Origin of the sequence: Paraburkholderia bannensis NBRC 103871, from assembly GCF_000685015.1 — a bacterium.
GTDB lineage: Bacteria > Pseudomonadota > Gammaproteobacteria > Burkholderiales > Burkholderiaceae > Paraburkholderia > Paraburkholderia bannensis.
Window position 1 is genome coordinate 24277 of sequence record NZ_BAYA01000002.1, and the last position, 20057, is coordinate 44333.

At 65.0% G+C, this 20057-nt stretch carries 15 protein-coding genes; 9 read left to right on the plus strand and 6 right to left on the minus strand.

All coding sequences use genetic code 11. The annotated features are described in order from the left end of the window. Nucleotides 1–16 precede the first annotated feature (16 nt). A complete protein-coding gene (locus BBA01S_RS02845) occupies nt 17–811 on the minus strand; it encodes a 5'-methylthioadenosine/adenosylhomocysteine nucleosidase (protein ID WP_042295799.1) in 795 nt (264 codons plus the stop codon). Nucleotides 812–853: 42 nt separating this feature from the next. After that, entirely contained in the window at nt 854–3250 is a 2397-nt protein-coding gene (locus BBA01S_RS02850) for a UvrD-helicase domain-containing protein (protein WP_027815103.1), read from the minus strand. Nucleotides 3251–3467: 217 nt separating this feature from the next. Between BBA01S_RS02850 and BBA01S_RS02855 the strand changes: the two genes are divergently transcribed. Together BBA01S_RS02855 and galU are read left to right on the plus strand one after the other, a co-directional pair. After that, the gene (locus tag BBA01S_RS02855) at nt 3468–6335 is read left to right on the plus strand and encodes a valine--tRNA ligase (RefSeq protein WP_027815104.1); all 2868 of its coding nucleotides are present in this window, start codon (nt 3468–3470) and stop codon (nt 6333–6335) included. Between the two features lie 62 nt (nt 6336–6397). Next, nucleotides 6398–7279, plus strand: coding sequence for a UTP--glucose-1-phosphate uridylyltransferase GalU (gene galU / locus BBA01S_RS02860; RefSeq protein ID WP_027815105.1), 882 nt, complete (start codon nt 6398–6400; stop codon nt 7277–7279). 84 nt (nt 7280–7363) lie between these two features. Here galU and BBA01S_RS02865 read toward each other — a convergent pair whose 3' ends face one another. The 4 genes from BBA01S_RS02865 to BBA01S_RS02880 all read right to left on the minus strand — a co-directional run bounded on the left by BBA01S_RS02865 (nt 7364) and on the right by BBA01S_RS02880 (nt 10791). Continuing rightward, nucleotides 7364–7591: a sulfurtransferase TusA family protein gene (locus tag BBA01S_RS02865; protein WP_027815106.1), complete on the minus strand. Its 228-nt coding sequence runs from the start codon at nt 7589–7591 to the stop codon at nt 7364–7366. Nucleotides 7592–7751: 160 nt separating this feature from the next. After that, nucleotides 7752–8807: a Gfo/Idh/MocA family oxidoreductase gene (locus BBA01S_RS02870; protein WP_027815107.1), complete on the minus strand. Its 1056-nt coding sequence runs from the start codon at nt 8805–8807 to the stop codon at nt 7752–7754. Nucleotides 8808–8900: 93 nt separating this feature from the next. After that, entirely contained in the window at nt 8901–9908 is a 1008-nt protein-coding gene (gene iolG, locus BBA01S_RS02875; protein ID WP_027815108.1) for an inositol 2-dehydrogenase, read from the minus strand. Beyond that, nucleotides 9901–10791: a MurR/RpiR family transcriptional regulator gene (locus BBA01S_RS02880; RefSeq protein ID WP_027815109.1), complete on the minus strand. Its 891-nt coding sequence runs from the start codon at nt 10789–10791 to the stop codon at nt 9901–9903. Before BBA01S_RS02880 ends, iolG begins: the two co-directional genes overlap by 8 nt. A 267-nt stretch (nt 10792–11058) precedes the next feature. Between BBA01S_RS02880 and BBA01S_RS02885 the strand changes: the two genes are divergently transcribed. From BBA01S_RS02885 to iolB, 7 genes are all read left to right on the plus strand, one after another. After that, nucleotides 11059–12120, plus strand: a complete 1062-nt coding sequence (locus BBA01S_RS02885) for a sugar ABC transporter substrate-binding protein (protein ID WP_027815110.1) — start codon at nt 11059–11061, stop codon at nt 12118–12120. A 137-nt stretch (nt 12121–12257) separates the two neighbouring features. Next, nucleotides 12258–13427: an ABC transporter permease gene (locus BBA01S_RS02890; RefSeq protein WP_027815111.1), complete on the plus strand. Its 1170-nt coding sequence runs from the start codon at nt 12258–12260 to the stop codon at nt 13425–13427. Between the two features lie 16 nt (nt 13428–13443). After that, complete coding sequence (locus BBA01S_RS02895) at nt 13444–14274, plus strand: ATP-binding cassette domain-containing protein (protein WP_042295802.1); 831 nt, start codon at nt 13444–13446, stop codon at nt 14272–14274. A 23-nt stretch (nt 14275–14297) separates the two neighbouring features. Beyond that, nucleotides 14298–16313 carry a bifunctional 5-dehydro-2-deoxygluconokinase/5-dehydro-2-deoxyphosphogluconate aldolase gene (locus BBA01S_RS02900; protein WP_245641405.1) on the plus strand — a complete coding sequence of 672 codons (2016 nt, stop codon included), beginning with the start codon at nt 14298–14300 and terminating at the stop codon, nt 16311–16313. After that, nucleotides 16310–18301, plus strand: coding sequence for a 3D-(3,5/4)-trihydroxycyclohexane-1,2-dione acylhydrolase (decyclizing) (iolD, locus tag BBA01S_RS02905; RefSeq protein WP_027815114.1), 1992 nt, complete (start codon nt 16310–16312; stop codon nt 18299–18301). The genes BBA01S_RS02900 and iolD overlap by 4 nt, the downstream gene beginning before the upstream one ends. A gap of 33 nt (nt 18302–18334) precedes the next feature. Next, entirely contained in the window at nt 18335–19249 is a 915-nt protein-coding gene (gene iolE / locus BBA01S_RS02910) for a myo-inosose-2 dehydratase (protein WP_027815115.1), read from the plus strand. Next, a complete protein-coding gene (iolB, locus tag BBA01S_RS02915; RefSeq protein WP_027815116.1) occupies nt 19246–20049 on the plus strand; it encodes a 5-deoxy-glucuronate isomerase in 804 nt (267 codons plus the stop codon). Before iolE ends, iolB begins: the two co-directional genes overlap by 4 nt. Nucleotides 20050–20057 lie beyond the last annotated feature (8 nt).

Sequence of the window (20057 nt, forward strand, 5' to 3'; positions counted from 1 at the left end):
CAGTCTTGCGCGTCCCTTAGGCGCGCGCGCCGTAAGCGGCCAGGAACTGCCGCAGGATGCCGGTGGAATACGTCCCGGCGATGTCGGTGAGGAACGACGAGAACGACACGCTCGCGTGTTCGTCGGCGGTATCGGAGATCGTGCGCACGACGGCGCACGGCACGCCGTACTCGTAACAGACCTGGGCAATCGCCGCGCCTTCCATCTCCACGGCCAGCGCGTCGGGCAAGGCGGCGCGCAGCTCGCTGACCGCCGCCGCGCTCGCGACGAACTGGTCGCCGCTGATCACGAGACCGCGATGCACGCGCGGCAGCGCATGTTCCAGACGCGGCAACGCGCCCTTGAAGCGTGCCGCCAGCGCCACGCCCTCTTCTTCGACAAAGCGTTCGCACGCGGCCGCAAGCCCAGCCGCCAGCGCACGGTCGGCGTCGAAACGCGCGCGGCCCAGCAGCGGAATCTCATGACGCGGAAACAGCGGCTCGGCGTTCATGTCGTGCTGGAGCAGCGTCTCGCCCACCACCACGTCGCCGACGTGCACGTCCGCGCCCACGCCGCCCGCGACGCCCGTAAAGACGATCGCTTCGACGTCGAAGGCGTGAATCAGCGCACTGGCCGTCGCGGCGGCCGCGACCTTGCCGACGCGTGCGAGCGTCACGACGCAGGGCACGCCATGCACCGTGCCGAGGTGGTAGTCGCGCTGGCCGAAGGTGCGCGTCTGCACGCCCGATTCGGCCTGCATCGCGGCGATCAGGTCGCCGAGTTCCTGCGGCAGCGCCGCGAGCACGCCAAGCGGGCGCGTATTGCTAATCATCGTCTGGATTCCCCGATTTGGCGCTGGTAGAGCGCGGGTCGCTTAATCAACCGCCTGCAGCTTCGCCACCGCCAGCGCGAGCCACTTTTCGCCGTGACGCTTGAAGCGCACCTGCGCCTTGGCGTCGGTGCCGCTGCCTTCGAGCGCCGTGATCTTGCCTTCGCCGAACTTGGTGTGGAACACGTCCTGGCCGACGCGGAAACCCGCTTCGGCGGCGCGCTGCTCATTGGCGAAATTCGGCAGCGGCGTCTTGTCGGCGACATAGGCGTCGCGCTCGCGCGAACCGCCGCCGCTCTTGCCGCCGCCACTTCCACCATTGCCACCATTGCCGCCGCGCGAGAACCAGTCGCGGCCCCAACCGGCGTTGTCCGAGCGGCCGCCCCAACGCGCGCCCGCCTCGACCTTCGCCGTGAGCCACTTGAGCGACTCCTCCGGCAACTCGTCGAAGAAGCGCGAGCGCACGTTGTAGCGCGTCTGGCCGTGCAGCAGCCGACTCTGCGCGAACGAGATATAGAGCCGCTCCTTCGCGCGCGTGATCGCCACGTACATCAGGCGGCGCTCTTCTTCCAGGCCGTCGGCTTCCATCGCACTGTTCTCGTGCGGGAACAGGCCTTCTTCGAGACCGGTGATGAACACCGCCGAAAACTCCAACCCCTTCGCCGCGTGCACCGTCATCAGCTGCACGGCGTCCTGGCCCGCCTGCGCCTGGTTGTCGCCCGCTTCGAGCGACGCGTGCGAGAGGAAACCGGCGAGCGGCGTCATGACGTCGGGATTCTGCGCGGGATCGATGAGCGTGGGGGCGTCGAGCACTTCGATCTCGCCGTCCTGCGAAACGATTTCCGGCGCCTTCGACGCGCCCGGACGCAGCGGAATCGAGCGCGCCGGCGTATCCATGCCGTAGCCCTCTTCGCTCACGAACGCCGTGGCCGCGGTCACGAGTTCCTGCAAGTTCTCCAGCCGGTCCTGGCCTTCGCGCTCGCCCTGATAGAACTCGGCGAGACCGCTCATGCGCACCGTGTATTCGACGGTTTCCGGCAGGCTCATCTGCGCGGTTTCGGCGCGCATCTTCGCGACCAGATTGGCGAACGAGCCGAGCGTCGTGCCCGCCTTGCCCGTCACGTAGGGAATCGCCGCCGCCATCGAACAGTTGTAGAGGCGCGCCGCGTCTGCCAGCTGCTCGATCGAGCGCGCGCCGATGCCGCGCGCCGGGAAGTTCACCACGCGCGAGAACGCCGTATCGTCGTTCGGGTTGTCGATCAGGCGCAGATACGCGAGCGCGTGCTTGATTTCCTGACGCTCGAAGAAGCGCAGGCCGCCATACACCTTGTACGGAATGCCGCCGTTGACGAGCGTGTGCTCGATCGTGCGCGACTGCGCGTTGCTGCGATACAGAATGGCGATCTCGTGGCGCGCCAGGCCCTGCGCGATCAGCGCGCGGATTTCCTCGACGATGAAACCCGCTTCCTGCGAATCGGTCGCCGCCTCGTAGACGCGCACCGGTTCGCCGTGGCCCGCGTCGGTGCGCAGGTTCTTGCCCAGACGCCGCGAGTTATGCGAAATGAGGTGATTCGCGGTGTCCAGGATATGACCGTGCGAGCGGTAGTTCTGCTCCAGCTTGATCATGTGCTTCACGCGGAATTCGTTTTCGAAGTCGCGCATGTTGCCGACGTTCGCGCCGCGGAACGCATAGATCGACTGGTCGTCGTCGCCCACCGCGAAGATCGCGTTGCCCGGGCCCGCCAGCAGCTTGAGCCACGCGTACTGGAGCTTGTTGGTGTCCTGGAACTCGTCCACGAGGATGTCGCGAAAGCGCGCCTGGTAGTGCGCGCGCAGCGGCGCGTTGTAGGCGAGCAGCTCATAGCAGCGCAGCAGCAGTTCGGCGAAATCGACCACGCCTTCGCGGTGGCACTGCTGGTCGTAGGCGTCGTAAAGCTCGACGAACTTGCGGTTGAAGTCGTCGGTCACGTCGACGTCCTTCGGACGCAGGCCCTGTTCCTTTGCGTTGTTGATGAAGTACTGGAGGTTCTTCGGCGGATATTTTTCGTCGTCGACGTTCAGGCCCTTCATCAGACGCTTGATCGCCGAAAGCTGGTCGGCGGTATCGAGAATCTGGAAGGTCTGCGGCAGGCCCGCGTCGCGGTAATGCGCGCGCAGCATGCGGTTGCACAGCCCGTGGAAGGTGCCGATCCACATGCCGCGCGTGTCGATGGGCATCATCGCCTGAAGACGGGCGGTCATTTCGCGCGCGGCCTTGTTCGTGAAGGTCACGGCGAGAATCGTCATCGGCGAGGCGAGGCCCTGCTGGATCAGCCACGCGATGCGCGTGATCAGCACGCGCGTCTTGCCGCTGCCGGCCCCGGCCAGAATGAGTGCCGGTTCGTTGGGCAACGTGACGGCGGCGTGTTGTTCGGGGTTCAGATTGGCGAGCAGTTCTGGCATGGGGCGGCGGGATCCAGCGGAATTCGGGGGCGTACTTCGGATTAGACCGTCATTATAAATGGCGATCGCGCCCGGGCCGGCAAGCCGTCATGCGGGCCGCCCGAGCGCCTGCGCAGCGCCCCCCAGGCGCCCCTATACCGGGCCGCGCGCCGCGACAGCCCTCGCTACCCCTTATAATCGATCGTTTTACGCATCCTTTTTTCGGCAGATTCCACCCATGAGCGACAGCACGCTAGCGAAAAGCTTCGAGCCCCAGACCATCGAGGCCCACTGGGGCCCGGAATGGGAGCGTCGAGGCTACGCCGCCGCGACCTTCGAGCCCGGCCGCAAGAACTTCTCGATCCAGTTGCCGCCGCCCAACGTCACCGGCACGCTGCACATGGGGCACGCGTTCAACCAGACGATCATGGACGGCCTCACGCGCTATCACCGCATGCTCGGCGAGAACACGCTGTGGGTGCCCGGCACCGACCACGCGGGCATCGCCACGCAGATCGTCGTGGAGCGCCAGCTCGACGCGCAGAAGGTGTCGCGCCATGACCTCGGCCGCGAAAAGTTCGTCGAACGCGTGTGGGAATGGAAGCAGCAGTCGGGCTCGACCATCACGGGCCAGGTGCGCCGTCTGGGTGCGTCGATCGACTGGTCGCGCGAGTACTTCACGATGGACGACAAGATGTCGACCGCCGTGCGCGACGTGTTCGTGCGCCTTTACGAACAGGGCCTGATCTACCGCGGCAAGCGCCTCGTGAACTGGGATCCGGTGCTGGGCACCGCCGTCTCCGACCTCGAAGTCGCGAGCGAAGAAGAAGCCGGCAGCCTCTGGCACCTGCGCTACCCGCTCGCGGACGGCTCGGGCCACCTGACGGTGGCGACCACGCGTCCCGAAACCATGCTCGGCGACACGGCCGTGATGGTGCATCCGGAAGACGAGCGCTATGCGCACCTGATCGGCAAGATGGTCGCGCTGCCGCTGACCGACCGCCAGATCCCCATCATCGCCGACGAATACGTCGACCGCGAGTTCGGCACGGGCGTCGTGAAGGTCACGCCCGCGCACGACTTCAACGACTACGCGGTGGGCCAGCGCCACGGCCTGCCGATGATCGAGATCCTGACGCTCGACGCGAAGATCAACGACAACGCGCCTGAAAAGTACCGCGGCCTCGACCGTTTCGAGGCGCGCAAGCAGGTGGTCGCCGATTTCGAGGCGCTGGGTCTGCTGGATTCGGTGCAGCCGCACAAGCTGATGGTGCCGCGCGGCGACCGCACGGGCGTCGTAATCGAGCCGATGCTGACCGACCAGTGGTTCGTGGCGATGAGCAAGCCGGCGCCGGAAGGCACCTTCAATCCGGGCAAGTCGATCACCGAAACCGCGCTCGACGTGGTGCGCAACGGCCAGATCAAGTTCGTGCCGGAAAACTGGAACACCACCTACAACCAGTGGCTGGAGAACATCCAGGACTGGTGCATCTCGCGTCAGCTCTGGTGGGGCCACCAGATCCCGGCGTGGTACGGCGAAAACGGCGAAATCTTCGTCGCGAAGACCGAAGAAGAAGCGCGTGCGAAAGCCGACGCCGCGGGCTACACCGGCGCACTCAAGCGCGACGAAGACGTGCTCGACACGTGGTTCTCGTCGGCGCTCGTGCCGTTCTCGTCGCTCGGCTGGCCTGCTCAAACGCCGGAACTGGAGGCGTTCCTGCCCTCTTCCGTGCTGGTGACGGGCTTCGACATCATTTTCTTCTGGGTGGCGCGCATGGTCATGATGACCACGCACTTCACCGGCCAGGTGCCGTTCGAGACGGTCTACGTGCACGGTCTCGTGCGCGACGCCGAAGGCCAGAAGATGTCCAAGAGCAAGGGCAACACGCTCGACCCGATCGACATCGTCGACGGCATCGACCTGGAAACGCTGGTCGCCAAGCGCACCACGGGCCTCATGAACCCGAAGCAGGCCGCCACCATCGAGAAAAAGACCCGCAAGGAATTCCCGGACGGCATCCCTGCCTTCGGCACCGATGCGCTGCGCTTCACGATGGCGTCGACGGCTACGCTCGGCCGCAACGTCAACTTCGACCTCGCGCGCTGCGAAGGCTATCGCAACTTCTGCAACAAGCTCTGGAACGCCACGCGTTTCGTGCTGATGAACTGCGAAGGCCACGACTGCGGCTTCAGCAAGCCGGGTGACTGCCAGCCGGGCGATTGCGGCCCGGGCGGCTACACCGACTTCTCGCAGGCCGACCGCTGGATCGTGTCGCTGCTGCAGCGCGTGGAAGCCGACGTCGCCAAGGGTTTTGCCGACTATCGCTTCGACAATGTGGCCAATGCCATTTACAAGTTCGTCTGGGATGAATACTGTGACTGGTATCTGGAACTGGCGAAGGTACAGATCCAGACCGGCACGCCGGAGCAGCAACGCGCCACGCGCCGCACGCTGCTGCGCGTGCTGGAAACGGTTCTGCGCCTCGCGCATCCGGTGATCCCGTTCATCACCGAAGCGCTGTGGCAAAAGGTGGCGCCGCTGACCGACGCTTACCCGCAGGGCAAGACCGAGGGCGAAGCATCGATCATGGTGCAGCCGTACCCGGTCGCCGAACAGAAGAAGATCGACGAAGCCGCCGAACAGTGGGCCAACGACCTGAAGGCCGTGATCGACGCATGCCGCAACCTGCGCGGCGAGATGAACCTCTCGCCTGCAACGAAGGTGCCGCTGCTGGTCACGGGCAATGCAGAGCGCCTGGAATCGTTCGCGCCCTATGCAAAGGCGCTGGCGAAGCTCTCGGAAGTTCAGGTGATCGCCGACGAAGCGGCGCTCGACGCGGCCTCGGCAGGCGCGCCGGTTGCTATCGTAGGGACGGACAAGCTCGTGCTGAAGGTCGAAATCGACGTGGCAGCCGAGCGCGAACGCCTCTCGAAGGAAATCGCCCGACTGTCGAACGAAGTGACGAAGTGCAATGCAAAGCTGGGAAATGACAGTTTTGTAGCAAAAGCGCCGCCTGCTGTGGTTGAACAAGAGCAGAAACGACTGGCAGAATTCCAGGCAACGCTGGGCAAGCTGACTGCGCAACTCGCGCGGCTGCCTGCCTGAATCGGCTAAGGTGAGGTCTGGCGGCGCGCGCGGCGCCGGACCCCAGGACCAGGACAACAGACATGCTAAAAGTTACTAAAGCGGTATTCCCGGTGGCGGGCCTCGGCACGCGCTTCCTTCCGGCAACGAAGGCCAGCCCGAAGGAAATGCTGCCGGTCGTCGACAAGCCGCTGATCCAGTACGCGGTTGAAGAGGCCGTCGCGGCAGGCATCACGGAGATGATTTTCGTGACCGGCCGCAGCAAGCGCGCGATCGAAGACCATTTCGACAAGTCCTATGAGATCGAGGCGGAGCTCGAAGCGCGCGGCAAGGCCAAGCTGCTTGAGCTGGTGCGTAGCATCAAGCCGAACAACGTGGACTGCTTCTACGTGCGCCAGCCGGAAGCGCTCGGTCTCGGCCACGCCGTCCTGTGCGCGGAAAAGCTGGTCGGCGACAACCCGTTCGCCGTCATCCTCGCGGACGACCTGCTGTACGGCACGCCGCCCGTGATGAAGCAGATGGTCGAAGTGTTCGACCACTACCACAGCTCGGTGCTGGGCGTGGAAGAGATCCCCCCCTCGGAAACGCGCTCGTACGGCATCGTCGACGGCAAGGAGTGGGAAGACTCAATCGTCAAGCTGTCGGGCATCGTCGAAAAGCCGGCGCCCGAAGTCGCGCCGTCGAACCTGGGCGTGGTCGGCCGTTACGTGCTCAAGCCGCGTATTTTCGACCACCTGCGCGCGCTCAAGCCGGGCGCGGGCGGCGAACTGCAGCTCACGGATGCGATCCAGTCGCTGCTCGCCGACGAACAGGTGCTCGCGTACAAGTATCACGGTACGCGTTTCGACTGCGGCAGCAAGCTCGGCTACCTGAAAGCGACCGTGGAATTCGCGCTGCGTCACCCGGAAGTCGCCGCAGACTTCGAGGAATACCTGCGCACGCGCAACCCGGTGCTGGAAGGCTAAGCTTTCCTTCCTGCGCCAACAAAAAAGCCCGCGATCTTGCGATTGCGGGCTTTTTTTATGCCTGAAACACGGCATTGGAGCGCTTTAGCGGCGGCGCATCAAAAACACGAACGTCTTGTCCTGCTGCGTGCTTTCGACGATCTCGTTGCCGGTCTGCTTCGCAAACGCGGCGAAATCGCGCTGCGAGCCGGGATCGGTGGCGAGAACCTTGAGAATCTGGCCGCTTTCCATGTCGGCCAGCGCCTTCTTGGCGCGCAGGATCGGCAGCGGGCAGTTCAGCCCGCGCGCATCCACTTCCTTGTGAACCTGAATCTGCATCGGGGTTGGATCCTTCGGTGGCGCGCCGTGACGTGCGGTTGAGTTCCGTCACGTTTGGTGGCGCTGTGCGTCTGCTCGGTGCGTCAGATAACTGCGATTTTACCGCAGCCGCACCATGCCACGCTCGGCTCGCCGCCGAAACCCCGTGCAGGGCTCAAAGCGTGACCGCCTGACCAGTCTGCAGCGATTGCCGCAGCGCGTAGCCGATGCGCGTCGCCTCCAGCGCATCCTCCAGGCTCGCGCCCTGCCCCGCGTCCGCCGCCGCGCCGTTCAGGCGCGCACGCACCGCCGCCACGAATGCCTGCGCCTCGATCAGGAAGGCTTCCTCGAAACGCTCGAAGAAGGTCGGCGTGCATTCGCTGCGCGCGCCATGCGCGTCGAAGATCTCCACGCGATTCGTGCGCGGCACCCGGCCGATGGCGAGCGCGCCCGCCGTGCCGATCACCTCGCTCGACGTGTCGTTGCCGTGCGCCATGGTGCGCGAGGCGTAGAACATGGCCAGCTTGCCGCCTTCGAACTCGCAGATCGCCACGCCGTTATCGACATCGCCGAATTCGCGCAGGCCCTCGTGCAGCGCGACCGCGCCAGCCGCGAAGACGCGCGTGGCGCGCGGCTTGCCGAGCAGCCAGCGCGCAACGTCGATATCGTGCACGGTGCAGTCGAGGAAAATGCCGCCCGAGGTCGGCGCGAACCGCACAAAGAAGCCATCGGGATCATTGAGGTCGCAGTTTTGCGAGCGCACCAGGAACGGCCGGCCGATCCTGCCTTCGCGCACTTTCTCGAAGGCGTCGTGATAGCTCGGGTCGAAACGGCGCATGAAGCCGATCGTCACCTGCTGGCCCGGAAAGCGGCGCGACTCTTCGACAACGCGCTCGCACTCGGCCACGTCGAGCGAAAGCGGTTTCTCGCAGAACACGTGCTTGCCCGCCTTCAGGGCCTCGACAATCTGTTGCGCGTGCAACGATGATGGCGTCACCAGCCAGACGGCGTCGATGGAATCGTCGGCGAGCAGTTGCGCGTAGTCGTTGTACAGATGCGTTTCGGGCAGCGCCGAACGCGCCCACGCCAGGTCGTCTTCCAGCGGGCTGCACGCCGCCGCGAGCGTGGCGCCCGGCACGCGGTACGCGAGATTCTGCGCATGGCGCCGCCCCAGCCGCCCGAGTCCCGCCACACCCACGCGCAATGGCCGGGCACGATCGCTTGATTGCATGGTTCGTCTCCTTCCTGGTTCGCCAACGATCTTGATTCGGAATCCTGCCTATAAAAGCAGCGCCACTTCCCAGGAAGCGACGCTCTTCGCCTATCAACCGCCCAGCTTCACCACGCGCCCTTCGCGCCACGACAACGCCGCGGCTTCAGCCAGTTCGAGCGCCTTCAGGCCATCGGCGACGCTCGTGCGCACCGGCACGCCCTGCGTCACCGCTTCGTAAAAGTGCGCCATTTCGCGCGCATAGGCCGCGCGATAACGTTCGAGAAAGAACGCTTCCGGCACGTCCTGCGCCACCGACGTCTTCGACCACGCCACCACTTCGGTCGGCTTCATGTTGCCGGCCTGCAGCATGCCTTCGCTGCCGAGAATCTCGAAGCGCTGGTCATAGCCATACGCCGCGCGCCGCGCCGTGTTGATCTGGCAAAGACGGCCGCGCTTCGTGCGGATCGTCACAGCCGTCGAATCGATATCGCCCGCATCGGCGATCGCCGGATCGGACAGGCAACTGCCCGTCGCGTGCACGCTGTCGGCTTCGTCGTCCAGGATCCAGCGGAAGATGTCGAAGTCGTGAATCAGCATGTCCTTGAAGATGCCGCCGGAATGCTTGATGTACTCGACGGGCGGCGCGCCCGGATCGCGGCTCGTGACGATCAGCATTTCCGGCGTGCCGATTTCGCCCGCATCCAGACGCGTCTTGAGCGAGGCGAACGTCGGGTCGTAGCGGCGCTGAAAGCCGATCATCGCGACCACGCCCGCGCGCTCGACCGCTTCCGCGCATTCGCGCGCGCGTCCGATGGCGAGATCGACGGGCTTCTCGCAGAAGATATGCTTGCCCGCCGCCGCCGACTTCAAGATCAGTTCGGAATGCGTATCGGTTGACGAGCAGATCACCGTCGCGTCGATTTCCTTGTCGCCGAATGCACTGTCGATGTCGCTCACCTGCGCGCCGTGTTGCGCGGCGAGCGCGGCGGCGGCCTCGCGGTTCACGTCGATCACGTACTTCAGACGCACGCCGGGCTGGCGCGCGAGATTCGCCGCATGAATGCGGCCAATGCGGCCCGCGCCGAAAACCGCGACGTTCAGCGTCTTTCCATCAGTCATCGTATCCTCCAGGGTCGGTCGATTCTTCTACGTTGAGTTCGAGCCGGTACGCGAGCGCCACGAACAGCGCCTGGCACAGACAGAACGTGCTGGTCAGCGAGCGGAACGCAAACGCGCTCCCCTCCTTCACATAGAGTTGCGCATCGGCGTGACGCGCGAGTGGCGAAAGCTGGCTGTCGGTGATGACGAGCGTCTTCGCCTGGTGCTGCTGCGCCGCGCGCAGGCAGTACTGCGTCTCCTTGCCATAGGGCGCGAAGCTGATGGCGACCACCACGTCGCCCTTCCTCACGCTGCGGATCTGCTCGTGATACATGCCGCCCAGCCCCGAGATCAGATGCACGCGTTTGCGTGTGTGCTGCAGCGCATAGACGATGTAGCTCGCCACCGGAAACGAGCGGCGCACGCCGATCACATAGATGTTGTCGGCGTGTTCGAGCATCTGCACGGCGGCGTCGAACTGCGCGTCGTCGAGGCCCGCCTCCAGCTCGTCCAGCCCGCTGCGGCACGCGCCGATGAATTCGCGCGCCACCGTGCCGCCCAGTTCCGGGCTGGCCTCGCCGTCCTTGGCGTCGATCAACTGGCGGATGCGCTGCTGATAGCTCGTCGCCGATACGCCCTGCCCCGCATACGCCTGGCGGAACACCGCCTGCAAATCGGAGAAGCCCGAAAAGCCGAAGCGCTGCGCAAAGCGCACCACCGCCGAGGGATGCACGCCGCAACTCGCGGCGATGTCGCTGGTGCGATCCATCATCACGCTCGCGCGGTTCTGCTCGATATACGTCGCGATGCTTTTGAGCTGCCGCGGCAGCGCCTCGTACTCGTGTGCGATGCGCTGCATCAATTCGTCCACGCCTGCTACAGCGTCGCTGGTTTCGTCCGCCATGATCGTTTTCCTGCGCTTTTGCCACTTTTATCTTCGCCATTTGCCGCACTGCCGCAAACCCTTGCTGGGCGGGCGATCGGCGCCTGGCTAACGGAGCCGATTATAGGCAGCGCCCGCCCGGAATGGAACAGATTTTCCATTTTTATTTGCAATGAAATTTCTGTTGCAAGCCTTCGGACGATCGCCTAATCTTGTCGGTGAGCGCCGGAGAATTCGCTCGCGGGGCTCACCCCAAAAACGAACGACAGACCGAGAAAGGTGGAGACAATGACGCAACGCAAGGGCAAGACCATGCTCCGAAGGCTGGCTGCGGCGCTCGCGCTGGCAGCGGGTTTGACCGGCTTGAGCGTAATGGCTGCACAAACGGCGCAGGCCGCCGACGCGCACTTCGTCCTCATCAGCCACGCGCCGGATTCGGACTCGTGGTGGAACGTGATCAAGAACGCCATCAAGCAGGCCGACGAAGACTTCAACGTCGAAACCGACTACCGCAATCCGCCCAACGGCGACATCGCCGACATGGCGCGCCTGATAGAACAGGCCGCTGCGCGCAACTACGACGGCGTCATCACCACCATCGCCGACTTCGACGTGCTCAAGAGCTCGATCGGCAAGGTCACGGCCAAGAAGATCCCGCTCGTCACGATCAACTCCGGCACCGAGGAACAAAGCGAGCAACTGGGCGCGATCATGCACGTGGGCCAGCCCGAATACGTGGCAGGCCACGCTGCCGGCGAAAAGGCCAAGGCCGCAGGCGTGAAGTCGTTCCTGTGCGTGAACCACATCGCCACCAACACGGTGTCGTTCGATCGCTGCCGGGGTTTCGCCGATGCAATCGGCGTCGATTACAAGACCTCGACGATCGACTCGGGCCAGGATCCGACCGAAATCCAGTCGAAGGTCAGCGCCTATCTGCGCAACCATCCGAACACGGGCGCGATCCTCACGCTCGGCCCGGTGCCGGCGGCAGCCACGCTCAAGGCCGTCCAGCAGATGGGCCTCGCAAACAAGATCTACTTCTGCACCTTCGACTTCTCGGATGAGATCGCCAAGGCAATCCGCGCGGGCACGATCCAGTTTGCCATCGACCAGCAGCCGTACCTCCAGGGCTATATCCCGGTGGCCGTGCTGGCGATCGTGAAGAAAGACCACACCACCGATCCCGCGAAGATCCGCCAGATCCTCGAAGCAAACCCGAAGTTCAAGCAGCGCCTCGATACCTATGGCCTGCAACCGTCCTACGGCCCGAAGAATATCCGCTCGGGCCCGGGCTTTATCACGAAGGAGAATCTGGACAAGGTCGTGAAGTACGCAGGTCAGTACCGCTGATCTATCGGTTCATTTCGTCAGTCACGCGCGGCGGCGGCACGCTTGAAGCAAACCTGCCCCGCCTCACGCATGCAACGCCGCGCGTCTAATTACCGGGCTGAGTCAATCAGGCACGAGTCCGGAAGACAGGAGACATCATGGGTGTAGCCGGCAAACACTTTCCCTCGCACGCACCGGACGGCAGCGACGCCGCCACGCCGCCCGCCGCCAATGCCGCGGCCGCCAGCGACGAACGCGTGCGCCACGAATCGTGGTTCGGCCATCTGCTCGGCCGTCCCGAGTTCGCCGCGATTTCGGGAACCGTGCTCGTGTTCGCCGTATTCGCGATTGGCGCAGGCGGCTCCGGGATGTTCGACCTCGACGGCGTGATGAACTGGTCTCAAGTGGCCGCTTATTTAGGCATCCTTGCCGTTGGCGCGTGTCTCTTGATGATCGCCGGCGAGTTCGACTTGTCCATCGGCTCGATGATCGGCTTCGCGGGCATGATGGTCGCGATCCCGACGATGTATTTCCACTGGCCGATCCTGCTCTCGATCCTGTTTGCGTTCGCGGGCTGCACGGCGCTGGGCGCGCTCAACGGCTACCTCGTGGTGCGCACGCGACTGCCCTCGTTCATCGTCACGCTCGCGTTCCTGTTCATCCTGCGCGGCCTGACGCTCGCGCTCTCGATCATGTTCGCCGATCGCACCATCGTCTCGGGCGTGGGCGACGTCGCCAAAGCGGACTTTGTGACCAACCTGCTCTTCCACGGCACGGCGTTCAAGGGCCTGTTCGTGGCGCTCGCGCATGTCGGCATCGGCAAGATGCTCGATAACGGCCAGCCGCTCGTGCCCGGTATTCCGAAGGTGATTCTGTGGTGGATCGCGCTCGTCATCATCGGCGCGTTCACGCTGGCCCGCACCCGCTACGGCAACTGGATCTTCGCCGTGGGCGGCGATTCGAACGCCGCCAAGAACGTCGGCGTGCCGGTCAAGCGCGTCAAGATCTCGCTGTTCATGCTGACGGCGTTCTGCTCGTGCCTGTTCGCGGTGCTGCAGGTGTGCGATATCGGCTCGGCGGCTGCCGATCGTGGCTTGCAGAAGGAATTCGAAGCGATCATTGCCGCGGTGATCGGCGGCTCGCTGCTCACGGGCGGTTACGGCTCGGTGATTGGCGCGGCGTTCGGTGCGCTCATCTTCGGTGTGGTGCAAATCGGCATCACCTACACGAACATCGATTCGGACTGGTTCCGCGTGTTCCTCGGCGGCATGTTGCTGGTCGCCGTGCTCTTTAACCACTATGTGCGCCGCCGCGTCGCGCAATCGTAAGACGGAGGCCACAATCATGTCGGACACGAATCAAACGACTGCGAATGGCGCGAATGGCGCAAATGGCGACTACATCCTCGCGCTCGACAACGTCAGCAAGCACTTCGGCAAGGTCATCGCGCTCAACGGCGTCACGCTGCGCCTGAAGCGCGGTGAGGTGCACTGCCTGCTCGGCGACAACGGCGCGGGCAAGTCCACGCTCATCAAGACGCTCGCCGGCGTGCACGCGCCCACCACGGGCCAGTATTTCGTGGATGGCAAGCCCGTGCACTTCGAGTCGCCCAAGGATGCGCTCGATCTTGGCATCGCGACGGTGTACCAGGATCTCGCGCTGGTGCCGCTGCTGTCCGTCGCGCGCAACTTCTTCATGGGCCGCGAGCCGCAGAAGAAACTGTTTGGCTTCATCAACGTGATGGATCTCGATGCGAGCGCAACCATTGCCAAAGACCGGCTCGCAGAAATGGGCATTCACGTGCGCGACCCGCACCAGGCCATCGGCACGATGTCGGGCGGCGAGCGCCAGTGTCTCGCGATTGCGCGGGCGATTCACTTCGGCGCCCGCGTGCTGATTCTCGACGAACCGACCGCGGCGCTGGGCGTCAAGCAGAGCTTCAACGTGCTCAAGCTGATTCATGCGGCGCGCGCCAAGGGCATTTCGGTCATCTTCATTACCCACAATGTCCACCACGCCTACCCCATCGGCGATTCGTTCACGCTGCTCAATCGTGGCCGCTCGCTCGGCACCTATACGAAGGACACGATCACCAAGAACGAAGTCCTCGACATGATGGCCGGGGGCGCCGAAATGCAGAAGATGATCGCCGAACTCGACGGCGCCACGATCTGATACAGAATTCATCAGGAATGCTCATGACCAGTCATGAAAACACCGCATCGCGTTTCGCGTCCGGGCGCAGCCGCGATATCGTCTGCCTTGGCCGCCTCGGCGTCGATCTCTACGCGCAGCAAGTCGGTGCGCGGCTCGAAGATGTCTCCACGTTCTCGAAGTACCTGGGCGGCTCGTCGGCGAACATCGCATTCGGCTGCGCGCGCCTCGGCCTGAAATCGGCGATGCTCACGCGCGTGGGCGACGACCACATGGGCCGCTTTCTCACCGAGACGCTCGCGAAGGAAGGCTGCGACACGAGCCATATCCGTATCGATCCGGAACGTCTCACCGCGCTCGTGTTGCTCGGCATCAAGGATCGCGACACGTTCCCGCTGATCTTCTATCGCGAGAACTGCGCGGACATGGCCGTCGATCCCGCCGATTTCGACGAAGCATTCATCGCTTCCTCGAAGGCGCTGCTCATCACCGGCACGCACTTCTCCACCGAACAGGTCAACCGCACGAGCCTCACGGCGCTCGACTACGCGCGCCGCAACAACGTGCGCACCGTGCTCGACATCGACTATCGCCCGGTGCTCTGGGGCCTCACGGGCAAGGCCGATGGCGAGACGCGCTTCGTCGCCAGCGCCGGCGTGAGCGAGCACTTGCAAGGCATCCTGCCGCAGTTCGATCTCGTGATCGGCACGGAGGAAGAGTTCCGCATCGCGGGCGGCCAGGACGATCTCGTCGCGGCGCTCAAGCGCGTGCGCGAAGTCACGTCCGCGACGCTGCTGGTCAAGCGCGGGCCGCTGGGCTGCCAGATCGTCGAAGGCGCGGTGCCCGCCTCGCTCGACGACCTGCCGATGCAGCGCGGCGTCGAAGTCGAAGTGCTCAACGTGCTGGGCGCGGGCGATGCGTTCGCGTCGGGCTTCCTGTCGGGCTGGCTGCGTGACGCGTCGCTGGAAGACAGCGCGCGTTCGGCCAACGCGAGCGGCGCACTGGTGGTCTCGCGCCACGGTTGCGCGCCCGCCATGCCGACGCCCGCAGAACTCGACTACTTCCTGCGCGAAGCGAAGGCCGACCCGGCGCGCATGCGTCGCCCCGACCGCGACGCGACGCTCGCGCGCCTGCATCGCGTCACGCCCGCGCGCAAGCAATACGACGAGGTGCTGGGCTTCGCCTTCGATCATCGCAACCAGTTCTTCGATCTTGCGCAGCAGACGGGCGCGAGCGAGACGCGCATTTCCTACCTCAAGAACCTGTTCGTGGAAGCCGTGGCCCAAACCGAAAGCGCGCTGGGCCTGCAAGGCAGGGTCGGCGTGCTGATCGACGACCGTTACGGCCAGGATGCGCTCAATGCGGCGACCGGGCGCGACTGGTGGATCGGCCGTCCGGTCGAACTGCCGGGATCGGTGCCGCTGGTGTTCGATCATGGCCGCTCGATCGGCACGACGCTCGCTGCGTGGCCGATCCAGCACACGGTCAAGTGTCTCGTGCAATTCCATCCCGACGAGCCGATCGAGCAGCGCCTCGAACAGGAAGCGCAATTGCGCGCGCTCTACGACGCCGTGCAGGCGAGCGGCCACGAACTGCTGCTGGAAGTGATCCCGCCCAAACTCAACGGCAAGCCGAACGCGCCCGACACGATCTATCGCGCGCTCAAGCGGCTCTACAACATCGGCCTCTATCCCGAGTGGTGGAAGCTCGAACCGGTAGACGCGGCGCAGTGGCGCGACATCGATGCGCTGATCGCCGAGCGCGACCCGCATTGCCGCGGCGTGGTGCTACTGGGGCTTTCCGCGCCGATGGATCAGCTGATGGGCGGCTTCGCGGCGGCGGCGGCATCGGAGACCTGCCGGGGCTTCACCGTCGGCCGCACGATCTTCTACGAGCCGAGCTTCGCATGGCTCAAGGGCGAGATCGACGACAAGGAAGTCATCGCCCGCGTGCGGCGCGCATTCGAAACGCTGATCGCGGCCTGGCGCGCGGCGCGCAACGAAGCACAAGGCCACACGAACCCGCAGCAGCACATCGCGCATGAGGAGAAAGCGGCATGAACCAACGCATCGCTCCCATCGCCGGTGCGGCGCAGGAACAGGCGCAACAAGCACCGGGCGGCACTGTGCGTCTTACGGCGGCGCAGGCGCTGGTGCGCTATCTCGCGGCCCAGCGCGTCGCCTGCGAGGACGGCTCGGGCCGCACCGAGCCGCTGTTCGGCGGCGTGTTCGCGATCTTCGGCCACGGCAACGTGGCGGGCCTGGGCGAGGCGCTCTATCAGTATCGGCATGAGTTGCCGACGCTGCGCGCACACAACGAACAGGCCATGGCGCATAGCGCGATCGCTTATGCGAAGGCGCATTTTCGCCGCCGCATGATGGCGGTCACGACGTCGATTGGCCCCGGTGCGACCAACCTCGTCACCGCCGCTGCGCTTGCGCACGTGAACCGCCTGCCGGTGCTGCTGCTGCCCGGCGATATCTTCGTGTCGCGCGAGCCCGATCCCGTGCTCCAGCAAATCGAGGATCTTCAGGATGGCGGACTATCGGCGAACGACGCGCTCAAGCCGGTATCGCGCTACTTCGACCGCATCGTGCATCCGGCGCAGTTGCTCAACGCCCTGCCGCGCGCGCTGCGCGTGCTCACCGACGCCGCGCTGTGCGGCCCCGTCACGCTCGCGCTGCCGCAGGACGTACAGGCGATGGCGTGGGACTATCCGGCAAGCTTCTTCACGCCGCGCCTCGTCACCTTCCACGCGCCCGCGCCGGTGCAAACCGAAATCGACGCCGCCGTCGCGCAGTTGCATCGCGCGAAACGGCCGCTGATCGTCGCGGGCGGCGGCGTGCTCTACTCGCGCGCTGCGCCGCAATTGCAGGCTTTCGCGGCGGCGCACGGCATTCCCGTGGTGGAGACGCAGGCGGGCAAAGGCGCGCTTGCATGGGACGATCCGCTCAACGCGGGCGCGATCGGCGTGACGGGTTCGCCCGCCGCCAACGCGCTCGCCAGTGAAGCCGATTGCGTGCTGGCCGTGGGCACGCGCCTGCAGGACTTCACGACCGGCTCGAACTCGTTGTTCGCGAATGCGCGCGTGGTCAGCGTCAACGCCAACGGCTTCGACACGCTCAAGCTCAACAGCGTGGCCGTGCAGGCCGATGCGAAGCTCGCGCTCGCCGCGCTTGACGAAGCGCTCGTCCACTGGCGCGCCGAGGCCGACTGGAGCGCCAACGCCGTGCATTGGGCCAACGACTGGCGCGCAAGCGTAGACAAGCTCACGCACGCGCCGCAGGAACGCAACAGCCTGCCGTATGACGCCGATGTGATCGGCGCCGTGCAGCGCTCGTCGAGCCGTTCGTACACCGACGATATCGTCGTGTGCGCAGCCGGCACGCTGCCCGCCGAATTGCACAAGCTCTGGCGCGCGGGCCAGCCCGGCGCCTATCACGTCGAATACGGCTACTCGTGCATGGGCTACGAAATCGCCGGAGGATTAGGGGCGAAGCTCGCGCGGCCCGATCGCGAAGTGATCGTGATGGTCGGCGACGGCAGCTACCTGATGATGAACAGCGAGATCGCCACCTCGGTGATGCTGGGCGCGAAGCTCATTATCGTCGTGCTCGACAATCGCGGTTATGGCTGCATCAACCGTCTGCAGCAGGCCGTCGGCAGTGCGCCGTTCAACAACCTGTTCGAGGATTGCGCGCAAGGGCCGCTGGGCGCGCCGCGCATCGACTTCGCTTCGCATGCGCGCTCGCTGGGCGCACAGGCCGAACACGTCGCCAGCGTCGCGGAACTCGAAGCCGCGCTGCAACGCGCCCGCGCGGCCTCGCGCACCTACCTCATCAGCATCGATACCGACCCGGCGCGCACGACCGAGGACGGCGGCTGGTGGTGGGAAGTCGCGGTGCCCGAAGTCTCGCCGCGCGCAGCGGTGCGCGAAGCGCGCGAGCGTTACGACGACAAGCTCGCGCAGCGCGGCGGACGCGCGACGCATGCCGAGGCGAAGCCCGCGCAGGACGCCGCCGACGGCGACACCCCTTCCAACGCATGACGAGATTCACGATCTCCAGATCGAGGCACGCACATGAGCGCATTTGAAGTACGCATCGGCATCAATCCGCTGTCGTGGATGAACGACGACTTGCCCTCGCTCGGCGGCGAAACGCCGCTGTCGACGGCGCTCACCGAAGGACGCGAGATCGGCTACGAAGGCTTCGAACTCGGCAACAAGTTTCCGCGCGAACCGCAGGCGCTCAAGGCGCTGCTCGCGCAATACGATCTTTCGCTGGTGTCGGGCTGGTATTCGGGCATGCTCGCGAAGCGCAGCGTCGAGGAGGAAATCGCCGCCGTCGACAGGCATCTCGACCTGCTCGCGCAGAACGGCGCGACCGTGATGGTCTATGGCGAAGTCGCGGATTCGATCCAGGGCTCGCCGCGTCCGCTCTACCAGCGCCCGCGCTTTTTCAGCGAGCAGCAGTGGGACGAGTACGCGGCGCGCGTCGACCGGTTCGCGCAGCACACGCTCTCGCGCGGCGTGCGGCTTGCGTATCACCATCACATGGGCGCCTATGTCGAAACGCCCGCCGACGTCGACAAGCTGATGGCGCGCACGAGCGACGCCGTGGGCCTGCTGTTCGACGCGGGGCATATCACCTTCGCGGGCGGCGATCCCGTGAAGGAACTCGACAAGCACATTGCGCGCGTCTGCCACGTTCATTGCAAGGACGTGCGTCCTGCCGTGGTGAAGCTCGCGCGCAATCGCAACTGGAGTTTTCTCGACGCGGTGCTCGCGGGCGCGTTTTCCGTGCCGGGCGACGGCACGGTGGATTTTCCGGCCATCATCGCGCGGCTCAAGCGGCACGGTTATCGCGGCTGGCTGGTCGTCGAAGCCGAGCAGGATCCCGTGATCGCGCCTTCGTATGAATACGCGCAGAAGGGTTATCGCACGCTGCGCACGCTCGTCGATGCTCCGGACACCGAATCGAAGGAGGCAGCATGAGCTTGCTGGTCAAGGCCGATCGCGAAGGCCAGACAATCGCGCGCGTCACGCCCGCTACGGCGGGCTGGCGCTATGTCGGCTTCGCGGCGTACCGTCTGGGCGCGGAAGAAGTCGTGCACATCTATGAGACGAACCGCGAAAGCTGCATCGTCGTGCTCGCGGGCGCGGTGGATATCGAGGTGAACGGGCAGCGATATTCGGGCCTGGGCTCGCGCGACAGCGTATTCGAGGATGCCGCGCCGACCGCGCTCTATATACCGCCCGGCGTGAAGGCGACCGTGCGTGCGTTGCGCGATGCCGAAGTGGGCGTAGCAAGTGCGCCCGCGCAAGGCACGCTGCCGGTGCGATTGATCGAGCCTTCGCAGATGAAGCGCTCCACGCGCGGCAAGGGCGCGAATACGCGTTACGTCTGCGATATTCTTCCGCAAACCGAGGCGGCTGAATCGCTGCTCGTGGTGGAGGTGCGCACGCCTTCGGGCCATTCGTCGAGCTATCCGCCGCACAAGCACGACGCCGACCGTCTGCCGCAGGAAAGTGCGCTGGAAGAGACGTACTACCATCGGCTCAATCCGAAGCAGGGTTTTGCGTTTCAGCGCGTGTATACCGATGCGCGCGATCTCGACGAAACCATGGCGGTGGAAGATCACGATGTCGTGATGGTGCCGCGCGGCTATCATCCGGTTGTCGTGCCGTATGGCTATGACTCGTACTATCTGAACGTGATGGCCGGCCCCACGCGCGAATGGCATTTTCATAACGATCCCGCGCACGAGTGGATCATCGAGCGGGATGCGAAGTGAGGTGCTTG

Bases quoted from the DNA above. Each gene is read 5' to 3' on its own strand.
- iolE (WP_027815115.1), top strand. From the start codon at position 18,335: ATGAGCGCATTTGAAGTACGCATCGGCATCAATCCGCTGTCGTGGATG.
- BBA01S_RS02900 (WP_245641405.1), top strand. From the start codon at position 14,298: ATGACCAGTCATGAAAACACCGCATCGCGTTTCGCGTCCGGGCGCAGC.
- BBA01S_RS02845 (WP_042295799.1), bottom strand. From the start codon at position 811: ATGATTAGCAATACGCGCCCGCTTGGCGTGCTCGCGGCGCTGCCGCAG.
- BBA01S_RS02850 (WP_027815103.1), bottom strand. From the start codon at position 3,250: ATGCCAGAACTGCTCGCCAATCTGAACCCCGAACAACACGCCGCCGTC.
- BBA01S_RS02885 (WP_027815110.1), top strand. From the start codon at position 11,059: ATGACGCAACGCAAGGGCAAGACCATGCTCCGAAGGCTGGCTGCGGCG.
- iolB (WP_027815116.1), top strand. From the start codon at position 19,246: ATGAGCTTGCTGGTCAAGGCCGATCGCGAAGGCCAGACAATCGCGCGC.
- iolD (WP_027815114.1), top strand. From the start codon at position 16,310: ATGAACCAACGCATCGCTCCCATCGCCGGTGCGGCGCAGGAACAGGCG.
- BBA01S_RS02855 (WP_027815104.1), top strand. From the start codon at position 3,468: ATGAGCGACAGCACGCTAGCGAAAAGCTTCGAGCCCCAGACCATCGAG.
- BBA01S_RS02880 (WP_027815109.1), bottom strand. From the start codon at position 10,791: ATGGCGGACGAAACCAGCGACGCTGTAGCAGGCGTGGACGAATTGATG.
- BBA01S_RS02890 (WP_027815111.1), top strand. From the start codon at position 12,258: ATGGGTGTAGCCGGCAAACACTTTCCCTCGCACGCACCGGACGGCAGC.
- iolG (WP_027815108.1), bottom strand. From the start codon at position 9,908: ATGACTGATGGAAAGACGCTGAACGTCGCGGTTTTCGGCGCGGGCCGC.
- BBA01S_RS02895 (WP_042295802.1), top strand. From the start codon at position 13,444: ATGTCGGACACGAATCAAACGACTGCGAATGGCGCGAATGGCGCAAAT.
- galU (WP_027815105.1), top strand. From the start codon at position 6,398: ATGCTAAAAGTTACTAAAGCGGTATTCCCGGTGGCGGGCCTCGGCACG.
- BBA01S_RS02870 (WP_027815107.1), bottom strand. From the start codon at position 8,807: ATGCAATCAAGCGATCGTGCCCGGCCATTGCGCGTGGGTGTGGCGGGA.